The sequence below is a fragment of the Pantoea rodasii genome (assembly GCF_002095465.1).
In the GTDB taxonomy this organism is placed as follows: Bacteria; Pseudomonadota; Gammaproteobacteria; order Enterobacterales; family Enterobacteriaceae; genus Pantoea; species Pantoea rodasii.
The window spans coordinates 358,087-374,671 of sequence record NZ_MLFP01000002.1 but is presented as its reverse complement, the minus strand read 5'-3'; the positions used below and the strand labels follow the sequence as shown (position 1 = coordinate 374,671).

General features: G+C 57.2%; 14 protein-coding genes and 3 pseudogenes. 8 read left to right on the top strand and 9 right to left on the bottom strand.

What is annotated here, in order from left to right; all coding sequences use genetic code 11:
• Positions 1-13: 13 nt before the first annotated feature.
• From bioD to bioB, 4 genes are read right to left on the bottom strand one after another with little or no spacing between them, the layout of a single operon-like run.
• On the bottom strand, positions 14-685 hold the full coding sequence (bioD, locus tag HA45_RS04190) for a dethiobiotin synthase (RefSeq protein WP_100702448.1): 672 nt from the start codon (positions 683-685) through the stop codon (positions 14-16).
• A complete protein-coding gene (gene bioC / locus HA45_RS04185; RefSeq protein ID WP_100702447.1) occupies positions 682-1,437 on the bottom strand; it encodes a malonyl-ACP O-methyltransferase BioC in 756 nt (251 codons plus the stop codon). Before bioC ends, bioD begins: the two co-directional genes overlap by 4 nt.
• Positions 1,421-2,572, bottom strand: a complete 1,152-nt coding sequence (gene bioF / locus HA45_RS04180; protein WP_100702446.1) for an 8-amino-7-oxononanoate synthase — start codon at positions 2,570-2,572, stop codon at positions 1,421-1,423. Before bioF ends, bioC begins: the two co-directional genes overlap by 17 nt.
• Positions 2,572-3,603: a biotin synthase BioB gene (bioB, locus tag HA45_RS04175; RefSeq protein WP_100702445.1), complete on the bottom strand. Its 1,032-nt coding sequence runs from the start codon at positions 3,601-3,603 to the stop codon at positions 2,572-2,574. The genes bioF and bioB overlap by 1 nt, the downstream gene beginning before the upstream one ends.
• Positions 3,604-3,690: 87 nt before the next feature.
• Between bioB and bioA the strand changes: the two genes are divergently transcribed.
• Both bioA and HA45_RS04165 read left to right on the top strand, forming a co-directional pair.
• On the top strand, positions 3,691-4,983 hold the full coding sequence (bioA, locus tag HA45_RS04170; RefSeq protein WP_100702444.1) for an adenosylmethionine--8-amino-7-oxononanoate transaminase: 1,293 nt from the start codon (positions 3,691-3,693) through the stop codon (positions 4,981-4,983).
• A gap of 70 nt (positions 4,984-5,053) precedes the next feature.
• Positions 5,054-5,530 (top strand): kinase inhibitor, encoded by a 477-nt coding sequence (locus HA45_RS04165; RefSeq protein ID WP_100702443.1) that lies wholly within the window; start codon positions 5,054-5,056, stop codon positions 5,528-5,530.
• A 46-nt stretch (positions 5,531-5,576) separates the two neighbouring features.
• Here the strand turns inward: HA45_RS04165 and pgl are convergent, their stop codons facing one another.
• On the bottom strand, positions 5,577-6,572 hold the full coding sequence (gene pgl, locus HA45_RS04160) for a 6-phosphogluconolactonase (RefSeq protein ID WP_100702724.1): 996 nt from the start codon (positions 6,570-6,572) through the stop codon (positions 5,577-5,579).
• A gap of 148 nt (positions 6,573-6,720) precedes the next feature.
• Between pgl and HA45_RS04155 the strand changes: the two are divergent.
• Positions 6,721-7,538 (top strand): annotated as a pseudogene (locus HA45_RS04155) (pyridoxal phosphatase).
• A 185-nt stretch (positions 7,539-7,723) separates the two neighbouring features.
• Here the strand turns inward: HA45_RS04155 and modC are convergent.
• The 4 genes from modC to HA45_RS04135 all read right to left on the bottom strand — a co-directional run bounded on the left by modC (position 7,724) and on the right by HA45_RS04135 (position 10,532).
• On the bottom strand, positions 7,724-8,782 hold the full coding sequence (gene modC, locus HA45_RS04150; RefSeq protein ID WP_100702441.1) for a molybdenum ABC transporter ATP-binding protein ModC: 1,059 nt from the start codon (positions 8,780-8,782) through the stop codon (positions 7,724-7,726).
• Positions 8,782-9,474: a molybdate ABC transporter permease subunit gene (modB, locus tag HA45_RS04145; RefSeq protein WP_100702440.1), complete on the bottom strand. Its 693-nt coding sequence runs from the start codon at positions 9,472-9,474 to the stop codon at positions 8,782-8,784. The genes modC and modB overlap by 1 nt, the downstream gene beginning before the upstream one ends.
• The gene (modA, locus tag HA45_RS04140) at positions 9,471-10,244 is read right to left on the bottom strand and encodes a molybdate ABC transporter substrate-binding protein (protein WP_100702439.1); all 774 of its coding nucleotides are present in this window, start codon (positions 10,242-10,244) and stop codon (positions 9,471-9,473) included. Before modA ends, modB begins: the two co-directional genes overlap by 4 nt.
• Positions 10,245-10,373: 129 nt before the next feature.
• Positions 10,374-10,532, bottom strand: coding sequence for an AcrZ family multidrug efflux pump-associated protein (locus HA45_RS04135; protein ID WP_013508338.1), 159 nt, complete (start codon positions 10,530-10,532; stop codon positions 10,374-10,376).
• Positions 10,533-10,649: 117 nt separating this feature from the next.
• On the opposite strand from HA45_RS04135, the gene modE reads away from it, so the two are divergent.
• The 5 genes and pseudogenes from modE to galM all read left to right on the top strand — a co-directional run bounded on the left by modE (position 10,650) and on the right by galM (position 16,557).
• Positions 10,650-11,432, top strand: coding sequence for a molybdenum-dependent transcriptional regulator (gene modE / locus HA45_RS04130; RefSeq protein WP_100702438.1), 783 nt, complete (start codon positions 10,650-10,652; stop codon positions 11,430-11,432).
• A 76-nt stretch (positions 11,433-11,508) separates the two neighbouring features.
• A complete protein-coding gene (gene modF / locus HA45_RS04125) occupies positions 11,509-12,981 on the top strand; it encodes a molybdate ABC transporter ATP-binding protein ModF (protein ID WP_100702437.1) in 1,473 nt (490 codons plus the stop codon).
• A 356-nt stretch (positions 12,982-13,337) separates the two neighbouring features.
• A pseudogene (galT, locus tag HA45_RS04120) lies at positions 13,338-14,380 on the top strand (galactose-1-phosphate uridylyltransferase).
• On the top strand, positions 14,381-15,529 hold the full coding sequence (galK, locus tag HA45_RS04115; protein WP_100702435.1) for a galactokinase: 1,149 nt from the start codon (positions 14,381-14,383) through the stop codon (positions 15,527-15,529).
• A pseudogene (gene galM / locus HA45_RS04110) lies at positions 15,523-16,557 on the top strand (galactose-1-epimerase). Before galK ends, galM begins: the two are co-directional and overlap by 7 nt.
• Positions 16,558-16,585: the final 28 nt, after the last annotated feature.

Sequence of the window (16,585 nt, the reverse complement as noted above, 5' to 3'; positions counted from 1 at the left end):
GAGGGTCGGTGCGTTACTGCGGCAAAGTCAGATACTGCCCACACTCGGCCTGCTGTGCTTCGCTTGCCAGATAGGGGATTTCACCGAGGAACGGTGCATCAATCCGCTGGCGCAGCGTGGCCATATACTCGGCATGGCGTTTACCCGGTGGCTGTATATCATTGGCAATCCATCCCGCTAAGCGTAATCCGCTGGCTTTCACCGCTTCTGCGGTGAGCATCGCATGATTAATGCAACCCAGCTTCACGCCTACCACCAAAATCACCGGCAGCTGTTCCTCGATCACCCAATCTGCATAGGTTTGGGTTTCCGATAACGGCGTAAACCAACCGCCTGCGCCTTCCACGAGCACCCATTCCGCCTGCTGCTCCAGCGCACGCAGTCCGGCTGACAGCGCAGAAAATTCAATCGGCCTGCCCTCTTCCGCACTGATGATATGCGGTGATGTCGGCTCAACGAACGCCAGCGGGTTGACCTGCTCATAGCGCAGTTCAAGGCTACTGTAGCGCTGTAATGCCAGCGCATCGCTGTTGCGCACGCCCAGTGGCGTAATCTCACTGCCTGATGCCACCGGCTTATAGCCTGCAGTGCGCAAACCAGTGGCGTTTGCCGCCTGCAACAGCGCGCCGCTGGCGACGGTTTTGCCCACTTCAGTGTCTGTTCCGGTAATAAACCAGCGTGTCATTTGTGTAAAACTCCGTACATCAGGTGATAGCTAAGGCGATAACCGTGCGCATCCTGCGGCCAATACTGCTCAAGCTGGGCCAATTGGCTGCGTGTCAGCATCCCGGCGCTGCGTCCATCGTGCAAATGCGTCGCGCCAATGCCTTTAAGGGAGCGCATAGCGCTGAGCGCGCTGGGGAAATGCAGCGTGATGGTTTGCTGCTGGCCGTCGAGCGGCAAATCACGGGTCGCATCAGCGAACTGCGCTTCGCTCAAAAAGCGATTGGCATGCGTTCGGCCATCCAGCCGAGCCCAGGCGTGGTGCACTTCATGCAGTGATCCCGCCAGTAAAGTCGAAAATAATACCGAGCCGCCCGGTCGCGTTACGCGCAAGAACTGCTGCAGTGCATGACGCAGATCGCTGCTCCACTGCACCGTCAGATTGCTCCACACGCCATCTACGCTGCTGTCTGGCAACGGCAAATCATCGATGTCGCCTTGAACGTAGTGCTGTGCAGAACGCTGCTCACGTGCGGCATCCAGCATGCTGCTGGAAAGATCGAGTGCGGTGAGTGTGCGCCCGCGATCGCGCCAGTAACGGCTGTACCAGCCCGTGCCGCAGCCAGCATCCAGCAGATGAGGGCCAAAGCCAGAAGGTGCCAGCGCCAGCAACCCGTCGCCGCATTGGCGTTGCAGCTCGGCATGTTTTTCATAATGCTGTGCTGCACGACCAAAAGCCTGTGCCACCGCCTGCTTGTTAACCTGCAGCGTCATACAATGCCTCCAGCAAACGGTCGATATCGTCAGTATGATGGGCGGCCGTCAGAGTGATCCGCAGTCGCGCAGTGCCCGGTGGCACCGTTGGCGGCCGAATGGCACTGACCCAACATCCCGCTTGTGCCAGCTGCTGCGACAGCGCTAGCGCCGCACTGTTCTCGCCAACAATTAGCGGTTGAATCGCACTATTAGATGACATCAACGGCCACGGCAAATCGGCAGCACCCGCGCGGAACCGTGCGATATGGCGGTTAAGGCGCGCGCGTAACGCATCGCCTTGCTGAATCTGCTGCAATGCCGCCAGCAGGGCACAGCACTGGGCTGGAGGCATCGCCGTGGAGTAGATCAGATGGCGGGAAAACTGCTCAACGTAATCCGCTGTGGCGTCATCACACAACAACGCCGCCCCGCTGACGCCGAAACCTTTGCCAAACGTCACGATCAGCAATTCCGGCTTCACGCCTTGCTGCCAGCAGCTGCCGCGCCCCTGTTCACCGCATACGCCGATACCATGTGCATCATCCACCAGCAGCCAGCCGTTAGCGCGTCGCGTGTGCTCTGCAAGGGCGGCGAGCGGTGCACTGTCGCCATCCATGCTGAATACCCCTTCCGTTACCACCAGCGTGCCGCCCTCAGCGGGTGTAGCCAGCAGTTTTGCCAGACTCTCCGGCTGATTGTGGGCAAAACGCCGTAAGGTGGCAGGACTGTGACTGGCCGCATCGAGCAGGGACGCATGCGCCAGCTTGTCCGCGAAGATGCGATCCTGCTTCTCAGCCAGCAGATGGATCACCGCCTGATTGGCAGCAAAGCCAGAGATAAACAGCAGCGCACGTCGGTACCCCAACCAGTCAGCCAGTTGCTCTTCTAACTGCGCATGATGGCGGCTATATCCGGTCACATGGCCCGAAGCCCCAGCGCCTGCGCCCGCTTCCGCGGCGCCTTGCTGCCAGGCGGCAATCACCGCCGGATGCTGGCTCAAGCCGAGATAATCGTTGCTCGAGAAGTGACGATAAGCGCGACCGTCGAGCGTAATTTCACGCACGCTGTTGTGGTCCACCCGGCGACGCACACGCCAGCCATCGGCGTCACGTCGCGCGGTTAACGCCTGTTCGATGCGTTGTGACCAGCCCATCACACCGCCGCGTTGTAGAACTGCTCAGTATCGGCGTACACCAACTGCTCGCTGAGCTGATATTGCTGTTCTTTATCACCGGCGGTGGTGGCGGTGTGCTCTGGATTGAGGCCCAGCTTGCGGAACAGGATCAGATCTTTGTCCTCTTCCGGGTTCGGCGTGGTCAGCAGTTTGCAGCCGTAGAAAATCGAGTTGGCGCCGGCCATAAAGCACATCGCCTGGGTTTGCTCGCTCATCTGCTCACGCCCTGCAGACAGGCGGACATGCGAGGAAGGCATCATGATGCGCGCCACGGCGATGGTGCGGATAAAGTCGAATGGCTCGACGTCGTCATTATCGGCCAACGGCGTGCCTTTGACTTTCACCAGCATGTTGATCGGCACGCTCTCTGGCGGTGTCGGCAGATTGGCCAACTGCACCAGCAAACCGGCGCGATCTTTCACCGTTTCACCCAGACCGACGATACCGCCAGAACAAACTTTGATGCCCGCGCCACGCACGGTATCCAGCGTATCCAGTCGTTCCTGGTAGCTGCGTGTGGTAATGATGCTGCCGTAAAATTCCGGCGAGGTATCAAGGTTGTGGTTATAGAAATCGAGTCCCGCTTTGGCCAGGCGTGCCGCTTGCGTATTTTCCAGCGTGCCCAGCGTCATGCAGGTTTCCATGCCCATCGCTTTGACGCCCTGCACCATTTGCTCCAGATACGGCATGTCACGTTCGTGGGGGTTTTTCCACGCGGCACCCATGCAGAAGCGGCTCGATCCTGCCGCTTTGGCTTTGCGCGCCGATTCCAGCACGGCTTCTACTTCCATCAGGCGCTCGGATTCTAATCCGGTCTTGTAACGCGCACTCTGCGGGCAGTATTTACAGTCTTCCGGGCAGGCACCGGTTTTAATCGACAACAGTGTACTGACCTGCACCTGGCGCGGGTCAAAATGCTGACGGTGAACTTGCTGCGCTTCGAACATCAGCTCAAGGAAAGGTTTATCGAACAGTGCCTGAGCTTGTGTCAGTGTCCAGCGGTTTGCCATTGCTTACTCCAAAAAAAGGGGTTCATCCCGACGATTAACGTGGTTATACTTGTAAACTAAATCTTTTCAAAATGGTTTACAAGATCGATGTTCACCTCAGACGACCTCAACTTTGACCGCCAGCACATCTGGCATCCTTACACGTCGATGCGCGATCCCCTGCCCTGTTATCCGGTGGTCGCGGCGCACGGTTGCCAGCTCCAGTTGGCCGACGGACGTGAACTGGTCGACGGCATGTCGTCTTGGTGGGCAGCGATTCACGGCTATAACCATCCGCGCCTTAATCAGGCGATGCAGAACCAAATGGCGCAGATGTCGCACGTGATGTTCGGCGGCATTACCCATCCGTCGGCAGTGGCGTTAAGTCGCCAATTGGTCGAGATGACCCCTGAGGCGCTGGAGTGCGTGTTCCTCGCCGATTCGGGGTCGATTGCCGTCGAAGTGTCGATGAAAATGGCGTTGCAGTACTGGCTGGGACGCGGTGAAACGCGCCAAAAATTCCTGACGCTGAAACGTGGTTATCACGGTGATACCTTTGCCGCGATGTCCGTGTGCGACCCGGAAAATTCGATGCACAGTTTGTGGCGCGGCTACCTGCCGGAGCATCTGTTTGCGCAAGCGCCACAGTGCGGTTTTGATGACGAATGGAATGAAGCGGACTTCGCGGATTTCGCTCGTTTAGCCGAGACGCATCACCGCGAAATTGCCGCCGTAATCCTTGAACCGATTGTGCAAGGTGCAGGCGGCATGCGTTTCTATCATCCGCGCTACCTGCAACAGGTGCGCGAGCTGTGCGATCGCTACGGCATCCTGCTGATTGCCGATGAGATTGCCACCGGCTTTGGCCGCAGCGGCAAGCTGTTTGCCTGTGAACACGCCGGGATTACGCCAGATATTCTCTGCCTCGGCAAAGCATTGACCGGCGGCACCATGACGCTTTCCGCCACGCTGACCACGCGGGAAGTGGCCGATACCATCAGCCGCAGTGCGGCTGGCTGCTTTATGCATGGCCCCACCTTTATGGGTAATCCGCTGGCCTGTGCGGTCGCCGCAGAGAGCCTGAAGATGATCAACGAAGGGCACTGGCCTGCGCAGGTGGCAGCGATTGAACAGCAACTGCGTCGTGAGCTGTTGCCGTTGCGTGAGCATCATGCGGTGGCGGATGCCCGCGTGCTCGGCGCCATTGGTGTGATTGAAACGCGTTCACCGGTGAATATGGCGGCGCTGCAACAGTTCTTTGTCGAGCGCGGCGTGTGGATCCGCCCGTTCGGCAAGCTGATTTACCTGATGCCACCTTATCTGATTTCTGCCGCAGAGCTGGCGCAGTTAACCCAGGCGGTGCGCGCGGCATTGGACATTGAAGCGCATTTCCTGCCCTGAGCTGACTGGAAGTGCCACGCGTTTTCCACCATGATGGGGAACACACTGCACAACGGAAAAAGGAGAAGTCATGCGCGTAGTTAGCCAGGATTTTAACGATGGCGATAAGATGCCAGAGCGACACGTATTCAACGGCATGGGTTATCAAGGCGATAACCTGTCACCGCATCTGGCGTGGGATGATGTGCCTGCGGGAACCAAAAGTTTTGTGGTGACCTGTTACGATCCCGATGCACCCACCGGTTCTGGCTGGTGGCACTGGGTGGTGGCAAATATTCCGGCTGAAGTCACTGAGTTGCCACAAGGTTCCGGTTCAGGGCTGGTCGAACTGCCGCAGGGTGCTATCCAAACCCGTACCGACTTCGGCCAAACTGGCTACGGCGGCGCAGCGCCACCGCAGGGCGAATCCCATCGCTACATCTTTACCGTGCACGCGCTGGGCACCGATAAGATTGAGGTTGATGAAGGTGCGAGCGGCGCGTTGGTGGGCTTTAATGTGCACTTCCATGCGCTGGCGAGTGCTTCGATCACGGTGATGTACTCGTAATACGCAAACGGCGCCAAAAGGCGCCGTTTCTCTACATGAATTCAGATCAATCCAGTGCGTGAATCACCACCCACATCGGACCTTGTCCCACCGCGTAGCGCGCCAGCGGCTGCAACAGACCGCGATCGGCAATCTTGTACACTTCGATATGATGCGACTTCTGTCCTGCCGCCACCAGATACTGACCGCTGTGGTCGATATTGAAGCCGCGCGGCTGGGTTTCCGTTGGCTGATAGCCTTCAATCGCCAGCACTGAACCATCTTCGCTGATACTAAACGCGGTAATGGTGCTGCTGGTACGGTCACAGGCGTACAGGAAACGGCCATCTGGCGTGATGTGAATATCCGCCGCCCAGCGCGAATCGCTGAAATCTTTCGGCATCATATCCAGGCTCTGCACACGCTCAACCTGACCGTGCACGTTGTTCAATGCCCACACATCCACGGTGCTATCAAGCTCATTCACCACATAGCCGTAAGCGCCATTTGGATGGAACGCCATATGACGCGGGCCTGCGCCTTCAACCGTGGTGACCTGCGCTTGATCGCGCGGTGCCAGAGTGCCATCCGCATTAAGCTGGAACAGGCAGATACGATCCTGCTTCAGGGCTGGCACAAACAGCGTATGGTTGCTGAGATCGATATTGGCTGAGTGGCAGCCATCCATCCCGCCAATCACCTGGCTTGGGGCTTGCGGCAGGCCATCACTGTCAATCGGGCTGATGCTGACACAGGCATCGTTATAGGAACCGCAGAACAGGTAATTGCCCTGACGATCGGTAGAAATATGCGTTGGGCTGCCCGGCAACGGGGCTTCACCGGCCAGACTCAGGGAACCGTCGGCCGCAATGCGATAGGCCAGCACGCGAAAATTCGGACGGACGCCAACATAGAGGAAATCTTTCTTCGGGCTCACCACCATCGGCTGCACCTGGCCGGCCACGTCCGTGACCTGCAATAACGTCAGTGCGCCATCTTCCTGCAACTGCCACGCATGGATCTGCTGGCTCTCGGGACTGGCGGTATACACGACTTGTTTCATGCGTTTTTCCTTATTCGCTGCCTGATGAAAGGGATAACTGTAGCGCGTTTCATTTTGCCGCGCTGGATTCATTTGTGCCCTGTTTTTGTCTCAGGGCCGCTGCCGGGTGTAGACTCAATGCTTTGCTAACTCCCGGATGGAAAGAGTAATGAGCTACCGCGTAATCGCCCTTGACCTCGACGGCACCCTGCTGACCCCAACAAAAACCATTTTGCCTGAATCAATTGAAGCTCTGGCCCGCGCGCAACAAGCGGGTGTCAAAGTGTTGATTGTCACCGGTCGCCACCACTGCGCGATTCATCCTTTTTATCAGGCGCTGCAGCTGGATACACCCGCAATCTGCTGCAATGGGACCTACTTGTATGATTATCAAGCGAAAAAGGTGCTGGCATCCGACCCGCTGGAGAAATCCCAGGCCACGCGCGTGATTGAAATGCTCGATCAGGAGAACATTCACGGCCTGCTGTATGTGGATGATGCCATGTTGTATCAGGAGCCGACCGGCCACGTAACGCGCACCCTGAACTGGGCACAATCGCTGCCAGAAGCACAGCGTCCGCTGTTCCTGCAGGTGCCAAGCCTGGCGCAGGCGGCGCTGGATGCTGACTCCATCTGGAAGTTTGCCCTTTCCCATCCTGATACCCGCGCATTACAGCAGTTCGCTGAGCGCACGGAAGCGGAACTCGGTCTGGCGTGTGAGTGGTCATGGCACGATCAGGTGGATATCGCCCAGGCAGGCAACAGCAAAGGCAAGCGTCTGGCGCAATGGGTGGAGAGTCAGGGCTTCAGCATGCAAGACGTGCTGGCGTTCGGCGATAACTACAACGATCTCAGCATGCTGGAACAGGTCGGTTTAGGTGTGGCGATGGGCAATGCCGACGATGCGATTAAAGCGCGCGCCAAAAGGTGATTGGCACCAATCTGGAGCCGGGCATTGCTGAAGTGATTTATCAAGAGGTGTTGTAAGCGCGATTTAATGCGCGCGCGACAAAGGTGATGGGCACCCACGTGGTGCCAGTCATTGCCGAAAACACAGTACGTAGCAGCGCACTTCATTCATTGCGCGTCTGTCAGGCGGCCGTCGCTTAGCCACGGATTAAACGGGTTAGCGGGTACAGCCGCTAATGCCCGTTCAAGCCGCGTCGCGCCATTTACGCCGTGATCGACACGCTCTTAATTTGCGCATACAGCCACTGATCGGCACGGATACCCAGTTCGTCACGCGCCCATGGTGAGATGCGCGCCCACAATTCGCTGATGCCAATCCGCAGCTTCACTTCCACCTGATCGTCGATCTCCAGCAACTCCACCACCTGCGCCGGTAAAATATTGCGGATCGAGGTATTTTGCGGCGGTTGCAGCGCCAGCGAAACATCCGCCGAGGCGATGCGAATGCGCAATGCCGTTTTAAGCGGCTGATTCACCCGACTGACCCAGATATGCTGATCGCCGAGCGACAGTGCCGTCATCGGGTAATCCGGATGCTGCTCCAGCACCTGCACGCGCAGTACACTGCTGCGTTCTGCCGGGGGCAGCCACGGGCGCATCGCTGTGCTGCTCCACACTTTCTCCAGCGATCCAAACGCTTTCACCTGGCCGCCGTCCAGCACCAACACGTTATCCGCTAATTGCAGAATCTCATCCAGGCTGTGCGACACGTAAAGCAGGGGAATATCGACCTGCTTTGCCAGCTTTTGCAGATAGGGCATCAGTTCACGTTTGCGGGGCAGATCCAGCGATGCCAGCGGCTCATCCATCAGCAAAATATCGGGCGCGCTCAGCAGAGCGCGGCCAATGGCTACACGCTGTTTTTCTCCTCCCGACAGCGAGGCAGGATAACGACTTAACAGTGGTTCCAGGCCCAGCAACGCCACCAGCGCATTGAACTGCGCCTTCATCGATGGAGCCATGCCATATTGCAGATTGCCGCGTACCCGGTAATGCGGGAACAAACGCGCATCCTGGAATACGTAGCCGATGCGGCGCTTTTCTGGCGGAAGGTTCACGCCGCACGCGGCATCAAATAATACACGATCGTTAAGCTGGATCTGCCCGCTTTGCGGCTGCGTCAATCCACAGATCGCGTTGATCAGCGAGGTTTTCCCAGCACCCGACACCCCAAAAATAGCGGTGATGCCGCTGCCAGGAATGCGCACATCGACGTCTAGCTGGTGATCGCCCAGCCGTTGGGAAATGTTCAGGTTGAGCATCAGACCGCTCCCAGCCGCTTGCGGCCCCAGCGTGCCAGCATTTCCGACGCTACGAGCGATAACAGCGCCAGCGCAATCGCCACCGCACACAACCGCGCGGCAGCGCCTTCTGCGCCGGGCGTTTCAATCAGGGTGAACATTGCCGAGGGAATGGTGCGGGTTTCGCCAGGGATATTAGAAACGAAGGTGATGGTAGCGCCAAATTCACCGAGTGAACGTGCAAAGGCCAGCACAGTGCCAACGATAATGCCGGGCAGCGTGAGCGGCAGCGTGATAGTAAAGAACACGCGCCAGCGACCGGCACCCAGCGTGCGTGCCGCCTGTTCGAGTTTGGTATCTACCGCTTCCAGCGCAAGGCGAATGGCTCGTACCATCAGCGGAAACGCCATGACGGCGGAAGCCAGAACAGCACCGCGCCAGCTAAAGGCAAAGGTGAAGCCGAACCAGTCGTATAGCCATGCGCCGATAAATCCGCGTCGGCCTAGCGCAATCAGCAGCAGGTAACCCACCACCACCGGCGGTAACACCAGCGGCAGATGGATTACGCTATCGAGCAGGGTTTTGCCCGGAAACCGGCAACGCGCCAGAATCCAGGCCATCATGATGCCAAATGGCAGGCTGCACAGCACTGCAATAGAGGACACTTTTAAGCTGAGAAAAACGGCCTGCCATTCGGGATCGCTAAGTATCATTTCTTCGGCGCAAATCCATACTGTTTAAACACTGCAGCGGCGTCTGGCCCCTGCAAGTATTTGTAGAAGGCTTCAACCGTTGCGTTCTGATGTTCTTTCACCACCGCCATTGGATATTCTACCGGCTTGTGGCTCTCTTCCGGGAAGCGCCCGACTACCTGCACTTTGTCACTGGCAACCGCATCGGAACCGTACACGATGCCATACGGCGATTCATTGCGTTCGACCAGCGCCAGTGCCGCACGGACATTGTTTGCCGGTGCCAGCTGCGGCGAGACGGTATCCCACGCGCCCAGCTTTTGCAGGGCTTCTTTGGCGTAAATCCCGGCCGGAACATGATCCGGATCGCCCACCGCCAAACGCTCGCCTTTTAACAGGGTTTTCCAGTCGGTTTTGGCATTAATGGTCACCGCTTTCGCACTGTCGCTTTTGGGTGCCACCAACACTAAATCATTGCCCAGCAGCGTGTAGCGGGTGTTCTCCACCACACTCTTTTTATCCACCGCGTAGTCCATCCACTGCTGGTCAGCAGAGATAAACAGATCGGCCGGCGCGCCCTGTTCGATCTGGCGTGCCAGCGTGGAGGAAGAGGCAAAGGACGATACCACTTCAACGCCGCTCTTTTTCTGATATTGCGTGGCAATATCCTGCATCGCGTTGGTTAACGATGCCGCAGCAAACACGGTGATCTTCTCTGCAGCCACGGCGTGACCCGCCATAGAAACAGTGAGTACGGTAACAGCAGCCCAGCGGTAATTGATTTTCAGCATTTTTTACTCCTTGTTACGTTATATATTCGATAATACAACGTAGGAACAAATGCTGTCATGAACTTAATATCGGCAGGATTGGGGGGAAGTTAAAGAAAAAACGCCCGCTGAGTGCGGGCGCTTATAAAATCAGTGTTGCGAGCTGTTGGCAGGACGATCGTCGCGGCGGCCAAATTTGGAGATGACGTTGAACACTTCACCCAGGCCGTAAATCAGACCGAGCATAATGGCCATCACAATTGGCACCATGATGACAGCCACAGCCAGGCTTTTAAGCAGTTCCAGCATGGAAACCTCACGCAGAAAATAAAAAAGTGATTGTAACGTTTAGGGAAAAAAACGCACTGCCCTTTTCGTGCTTTTACTTTTGGCCTTACACTTGTCGCACTCACTTAAGGAGCTGACATGCAGGCAGAACTTTCTCTTCACATTCGTCTTCAGCAGAAGTTGTTTGCCGACCCACGCCGCATTGAACTGCTGAAACGCGTGCAGGAAACCGGCTCCATCAGCCAGGGCGCTAAACTGGCTGGCATCAGCTACAAGAGTGCCTGGGACGCCATCAACGATATGAATCAGATGGCTGATCAAACTTTAGTTGACCGCGCCACCGGTGGCAAAGGCGGCGGTGGCGCGCAGCTAACGCGTTACGGTGAACGCCTGATTCAACTGTTTCAATTGATGGAACAGATTCAGCAGAAGGCCTTTGATGCGCTGCAAAACGACAGCCTGCCACTGGACAGCTTGCTGGCGGCCATCGCGCGATTCTCGTTGCAAACCAGCGCGCGAAATCAGCTGTTCGGTACCGTGATGGCGCGCGATCATCAGCAGGTGCAGCAACATATTGATGTGCTGCTGGCCGACGGCGTGACGCGCTTGCAGGTGGCGATCACCGAACGCAGCGCCGAACGGCTGCAACTCGACAGTGGCAAAGAGGTGCTGGTGCTGATTAAAGCGCCGTGGATTCAGGTGAGCCGCGATGCCGCACACAGTGACAATCAGCTCGCGGTTCGCATCAGCGCGATCGAGCCAGGTGAACAGGTCAGCGAAGTGCTGATGACACTGCCAGGCGGTGAAACCCTGTGCGCGACGGTGAATAACCTCGCAGTGCAGCAGCAGAATCTGCAGGTAGACGACGCGGTCATCGCCAGTTTTCATGCCGAACATGCCATCATCGCCACACTGCTCTGAAAACCAGGCCATGATTTGACTTCGTCTGCGTCGCTCGCTACAACTGAGTAACACGATGCATAAAACGGAATGAATCATGGCTTCATTGCAAATTTCGCAAGGCATATTTCACCTTAGCGACACCCGAGCACTGTCCCTTAACGATTTAACACTTAACAGCGGCGAAAGCTGGGCCTTTGTCGGCGCCAACGGCAGCGGCAAATCTTCTTTAGCGCGTGCCCTCTCCGGCGAACTCTCGCCGGGTAAAGGCACGGTCACGCAGGACTTTCAACGTCGCACGCGTCTCTCGCTGGAGCAGTTACAGAAGCTGGTGGCGCAGGAGTGGGAACGCAACAACACCGATCTGTTGAGTGAAGGCGAAGACGATACCGGCCGCACCGCCGCACAGATCATTCAGGATGAAGTGAAAGATGAGGCGCGTTGCCAGGCACTGGCCCAGCAGTTTGGTATCACTTATCTGCTCGATCGCCGCTTCAAATACCTCTCCACCGGTGAAACCCGCAAAACCCTGCTGTGTCAGGCGCTGATGGCGCAGCCGGATTTATTGATTCTCGATGAGCCTTTCGATGGGTTAGATGTCGCCTCACGCGCCAGCCTGGCGGAGACGCTGAGCGATTTGCATCGGCATGGTTTCAGCGTGGTGCTGGTGCTCAACCGCTTTGACGATATTCCTGACTTTGTGCAGCAGGTCGGTGTGCTCGCTGAGTGCACCCTGACCCACGTGGGTGAGCGTAAGGCGATTCTGGCGGAAGCGCTGGTGGCGCAACTGGCACACAGCGAAAAGCTCGATGGCATGGCGTTGCCTGAAGCCGATGCACCCGATCAGCTGCCGCAGCTGGCAGAAGACGCGCCGCGCGTGATTTTGCGTAATGGCGTGGTGTCGTATAACGATAAAGCGGTGATTGATGGGCTGAGCTGGCAGGTGAATCCTGGCGAGCACTGGCAAATCGTCGGTCCCAACGGCGCAGGAAAATCGACCTTATTAAGCCTGGTGACCGGCGATCATCCGCAAGGTTATAGCAACGATCTCACCCTGTTTGGCATTCGTCGCGGCAGCGGTGAAACCATTTGGGACATCAAGCAGCACATCGGCTACGTCAGCAGCAGTTTGCATCTCGATTATCGTGTCAGCTGTAATGTGCGCACTGTGGTGCTATCCGGCTTTTTCGATTCGATTGGTTTGTATCAACCCGCTTCGGATCGGCAGAAAGCGCTGGCGCGCCAGTGGCTGGCACGGCTCGGCATGGATAATCATCTGGCCGATGCACCGTTCCACGGTTTGTCATGGGGCCAGCAGCGATTAGTGCTGATTGCTCGTGCGCTGGTCAAACATCCTACCCTGCTCATTCTGGATGAGCCGCTGCAGGGGCTGGATCCGATTAACCGCCAGCTGGTGCGCCGTTTTGTCGATGTGCTGATTGGTGAAGGACGAACGCAGTTGCTGTTTGTCTCGCACCACGCCGAAGATGCGCCACAGTGCATTACCCATCGTTTGAGCTTTGTGAAACAAGATGAAGGGTATGGATTCCAGCAGGACGATTTGCGCTAATTTCATCCTTCGTGGCGCAATAAATTGCGCCGCTACCCTTCTTCTGCACATTCGTGGCGGCGTGATTTATCGCACAACTGGATTAATTTCATCCCACCTGGCGCGACAAATGCCCGGCTAACCTTCTTTGCTCACATTCGTGGCGGCGCGATTTATCGCGCGATTCCCTGGAATGTAACCGCTACCATTTACTCGCCTGGTATTTCAGCAAACACGCGCTATAACCCCACAAAATGAGAATCGTCACCTTGTGTAAACGATACCATTTATCCAAACTGGATCACGCTTTCACGCTGGCCTCTGTGCTACTTTTATCGCAGTCATTTTGATCTGTTTGCCGTTTACCAGGACTCGTTATGGAAAAATTTAATCCGGTTGATCATCCGCATCGCCGTTATAACCCATTGATCGATCAGTGGGTGCTGGTCTCGCCGCATCGCGCTAAGCTCCGTGGCAGGGTGCACAGGAAACGCCTGCGCTGGAGCAACTGCCTGCGCACGATCCTGACTGCTTCCTGTGCGCTGGAAACACCCGCATCACCGGGGATAAAAACCCTGATTACAAAACCACCTATGTCTTCACCAACGACTTTGCCGCGTTGATGACTGACACGCCCGATGCGCCGCAAAGCGACGATCTGCTGATGCGCTGTGAGAGCGCACGCGGCACCAGCCGGGTGATCTGCTTCTCTCCTGACCACAGCAAAACGCTACCGGAATTACCGCTCAGCGGTCTGGAAGATATCGTACGCACCTGGCAGGAGCAGACCGCCGATCTCGGTCAGCACTATCCGTGGGTGCAGGTGTTTGAGAACAAAGGCGCGGCGATGGGCTGTTCGAATCCCCATCCGCACGGTCAGGTTTGGGCCAACAGTTTCCTGCCAAACGAAGCGCAAAAAGAAGATGATAATCAGCGCCAGTATTTTGACGAGAAAGGTTCGCCGATGCTGGTGGATTACGTGGCGCGCGAACTGAAAGACGGCAGCCGCACCGTAGTGGAAACCGAACACTGGCTGGCCGTGGTGCCGTGGTGGGCGGCGTGGCCATTCGAAACCCTGCTGCTGCCCAAAGCACACATCAAACGCATCACGGATCTGACGCCTGCCCAGCGCAGCGATCTGGCACTGGCGCTCAAGCAGTTGACCAGCCGCTACGACAACCTGTTCCAGTGTTCCTTCCCCTACTCGATGGGCTGGCACGGCGCGCCGTTTAACGGTGAAGCCAACGATCACTGGCAGCTGCATGCTCATTTCTATCCGCCGCTGCTACGTTCAGCCACGGTGCGCAAATTTATGGTTGGCTATGAAATGCTGGCCGAAACCCAACGTGATTTAACGGCGGAACAGGCAGCAGAACGTCTGCGTTCTGTCAGCGATATCCATTTCCGCGAGGCGCAATAAATGTCATTAAAATCCATTACTCAACAGGTTTTCGCTGACACCTTTGGCTATCAACCGACGCATAGCATTCAGGCGCCGGGCCGCGTGAATCTGATTGGTGAACACACCGATTACAACGACGGCTTTGTGCTGCCGTGCGCGATTGATTACCAGACGGTGATTGCCTGCGCCAGGCGTGACGACCGTCAGGTGCGTGTGGTCGCCGTCGATTATGACAACCAGCAAGACAGCTTCTCATTAGATGCGCCGATTGAAGCGTTAAAAGAGCCGATGTGGGCCAACTATGTGCGCGGGGTGGTGAAACATCTGCAGAAGCGCGATGCGAGCTTCGGCGGCGCGGATCTGGTGATCAGCGGCAACGTGCCACAAGGTGCGGGCCTGAGTTCATCGGCGTCGCTGGAAGTGGCGGTCGGCACCGTGTTCCAGCAGCTGTATCAGTTGAAGCTGGATGGCGCAGCGATTGCGGTCAACGGGCAGGAAGCGGAAAACCAGTTCGTCGGCTGTAACTGCGGCATCATGGATCAGCTGATTTCCGCCCTGGGCCAACCCGACCACGCCATGCTGCTGGATTGCCGTACGCTCGGCACGCGTGCGGTTTCCATGCCAGAAGATGTCGCGGTGGTGATCATCAACTCTAACTTTCGCCGCAGCCTGGTGGGCAGTGAGTACAACACCCGCCGCGAGCAGTGCGAAACCGGAGCACGCTTCTTCAACAAACCGGCGCTGCGCGATGTGACGCTGGAAGAGTTTACAGCGTCGGAATCGCAGCTCGATGCGCTGGTGGCGAAACGTGTACGCCACGTGATCACTGAGAATGCCCGTACACTGGAAGCCGCTGATGCTCTGAGCCATGGCGACCTGAAGCGCATGGGCGAACTGATGGCAGAATCCCACGCTTCAATGCGTGATGATTTCGAAATCACCGTGCCGCCTATCGACCAACTGGTTGAGATCGTTAAGGCAGAAATCGGTCCGCGTGGCGGCGTGCGCATGACCGGCGGCGGCTTCGGCGGCTGTATCGTGGCGCTGATGCCAACCGATTTGGTGGATCAGGTAAAAGCGGCGGTGGCAAAACAGTATGAAGCGCAGACTGGCATCAAAGAAACCTTCTACGTCTGCAAAGCGTCAGCAGGAGCGGGCCAATGGTAAGTGACGTCAATTCCCATGCGCCAGACGGGCAACCGTGGCGCATCACCGTGCTGCGCAATCAGCATGGCATGGTAGTGACTTTTATGGATTGGGGCGCGACCTGGCTCTCCGCGCGCGTGCCGATGCGGGATGGCAGCGTACGTGAAGCGCTGCTCGGCTGCGCCACACCTTCGGATTATCTTCATCAGGATGCTTATCTGGGCGCGACCGTTGGCCGCTACGCCAACCGCATCGCTTCGGCTGAGCTTAAGCCGCTGAATCTGCTGCTGGCGGCCAATCAGGGCGCACATCAGCTGCACGGCGGCCCGGAAGGCTTCGATAAACGCCGCTGGCAGATTGTTCGCCAGAGCGAAACCGAAGTGCACTACCGCATCGATTCACCCGATGGCGATCAGGGTTTCCCCCGGCAACCTGATTGCCGATGTGATTTACCATCTTGACGATGATAACTGCCTGTCGATCACCTATGACGCCCAGACCGATAAGCCGTGCCCGGTGAACCTGACCAACCATGCTTACTTTAACCTTGATGCGCATCATGGCGATGCGCGCCAGCATCGCTTACAACTGCACGCGGATCGTTACTTGCCGGTCGATAGCGAAGGGATTCCCAACGCGCCACTGAAAGCCGTGGCCGGCACCAGCTTCGATTTTACGCAGCCGAAGCCGGTGATGGATGACTTCCTCGCCGATGACGACCAAAAAGCGGTGAAAGGCTATGATCATGCGTTTCTGCTTAACACCGCCGGCGACAGCAGCCAACCTGCAGCCGAACTCTGGTCGGCCGATGGCAAGCTGGCGTTGACCGTGTTTACCGCCGCACCGGCGCTGCAGTTCTACTCCGGCAACTATCTGGATGGAACGCGCGCCCGTGAACAGGGCAGCTATACTGCTTTCCAGGGCATCGCGTTGGAGAGTGAGTTTTACCGGATTCGCCCAACCATACCGAATGGCCGCAGCCTGATTGCTGGCTGCAACCCGGCGACCGCTGGCAGTCTGTGACGCGTTATCGCTTCACACCGCAGTAAGCCAGCGGATGAAAAACGCGCACTGCGT

Bases quoted from the DNA above. Each gene is read 5' to 3' on its own strand.
- modB (WP_100702440.1), bottom strand. From the start codon at position 9,474: ATGATACTTAGCGATCCCGAATGGCAGGCCGTTTTTCTCAGCTTAAAA.
- bioD (WP_100702448.1), bottom strand. From the start codon at position 685: ATGACACGCTGGTTTATTACCGGAACAGACACTGAAGTGGGCAAAACC.
- bioB (WP_100702445.1), bottom strand. From the start codon at position 3,603: ATGGCAAACCGCTGGACACTGACACAAGCTCAGGCACTGTTCGATAAA.
- modA (WP_100702439.1), bottom strand. From the start codon at position 10,244: ATGCTGAAAATCAATTACCGCTGGGCTGCTGTTACCGTACTCACTGTT.
- bioF (WP_100702446.1), bottom strand. From the start codon at position 2,572: ATGGGCTGGTCACAACGCATCGAACAGGCGTTAACCGCGCGACGTGAC.
- modE (WP_100702438.1), top strand. From the start codon at position 10,650: ATGCAGGCAGAACTTTCTCTTCACATTCGTCTTCAGCAGAAGTTGTTT.
- bioC (WP_100702447.1), bottom strand. From the start codon at position 1,437: ATGACGCTGCAGGTTAACAAGCAGGCGGTGGCACAGGCTTTTGGTCGT.
- galK (WP_100702435.1), top strand. From the start codon at position 14,381: ATGTCATTAAAATCCATTACTCAACAGGTTTTCGCTGACACCTTTGGC.
- HA45_RS04165 (WP_100702443.1), top strand. From the start codon at position 5,054: ATGCGCGTAGTTAGCCAGGATTTTAACGATGGCGATAAGATGCCAGAG.
- pgl (WP_100702724.1), bottom strand. From the start codon at position 6,572: ATGAAACAAGTCGTGTATACCGCCAGTCCCGAGAGCCAGCAGATCCAT.
- modC (WP_100702441.1), bottom strand. From the start codon at position 8,782: ATGCTCAACCTGAACATTTCCCAACGGCTGGGCGATCACCAGCTAGAC.
- HA45_RS04135 (WP_013508338.1), bottom strand. From the start codon at position 10,532: ATGCTGGAACTGCTTAAAAGCCTGGCTGTGGCTGTCATCATGGTGCCA.
- bioA (WP_100702444.1), top strand. From the start codon at position 3,691: ATGTTCACCTCAGACGACCTCAACTTTGACCGCCAGCACATCTGGCAT.
- modF (WP_100702437.1), top strand. From the start codon at position 11,509: ATGGCTTCATTGCAAATTTCGCAAGGCATATTTCACCTTAGCGACACC.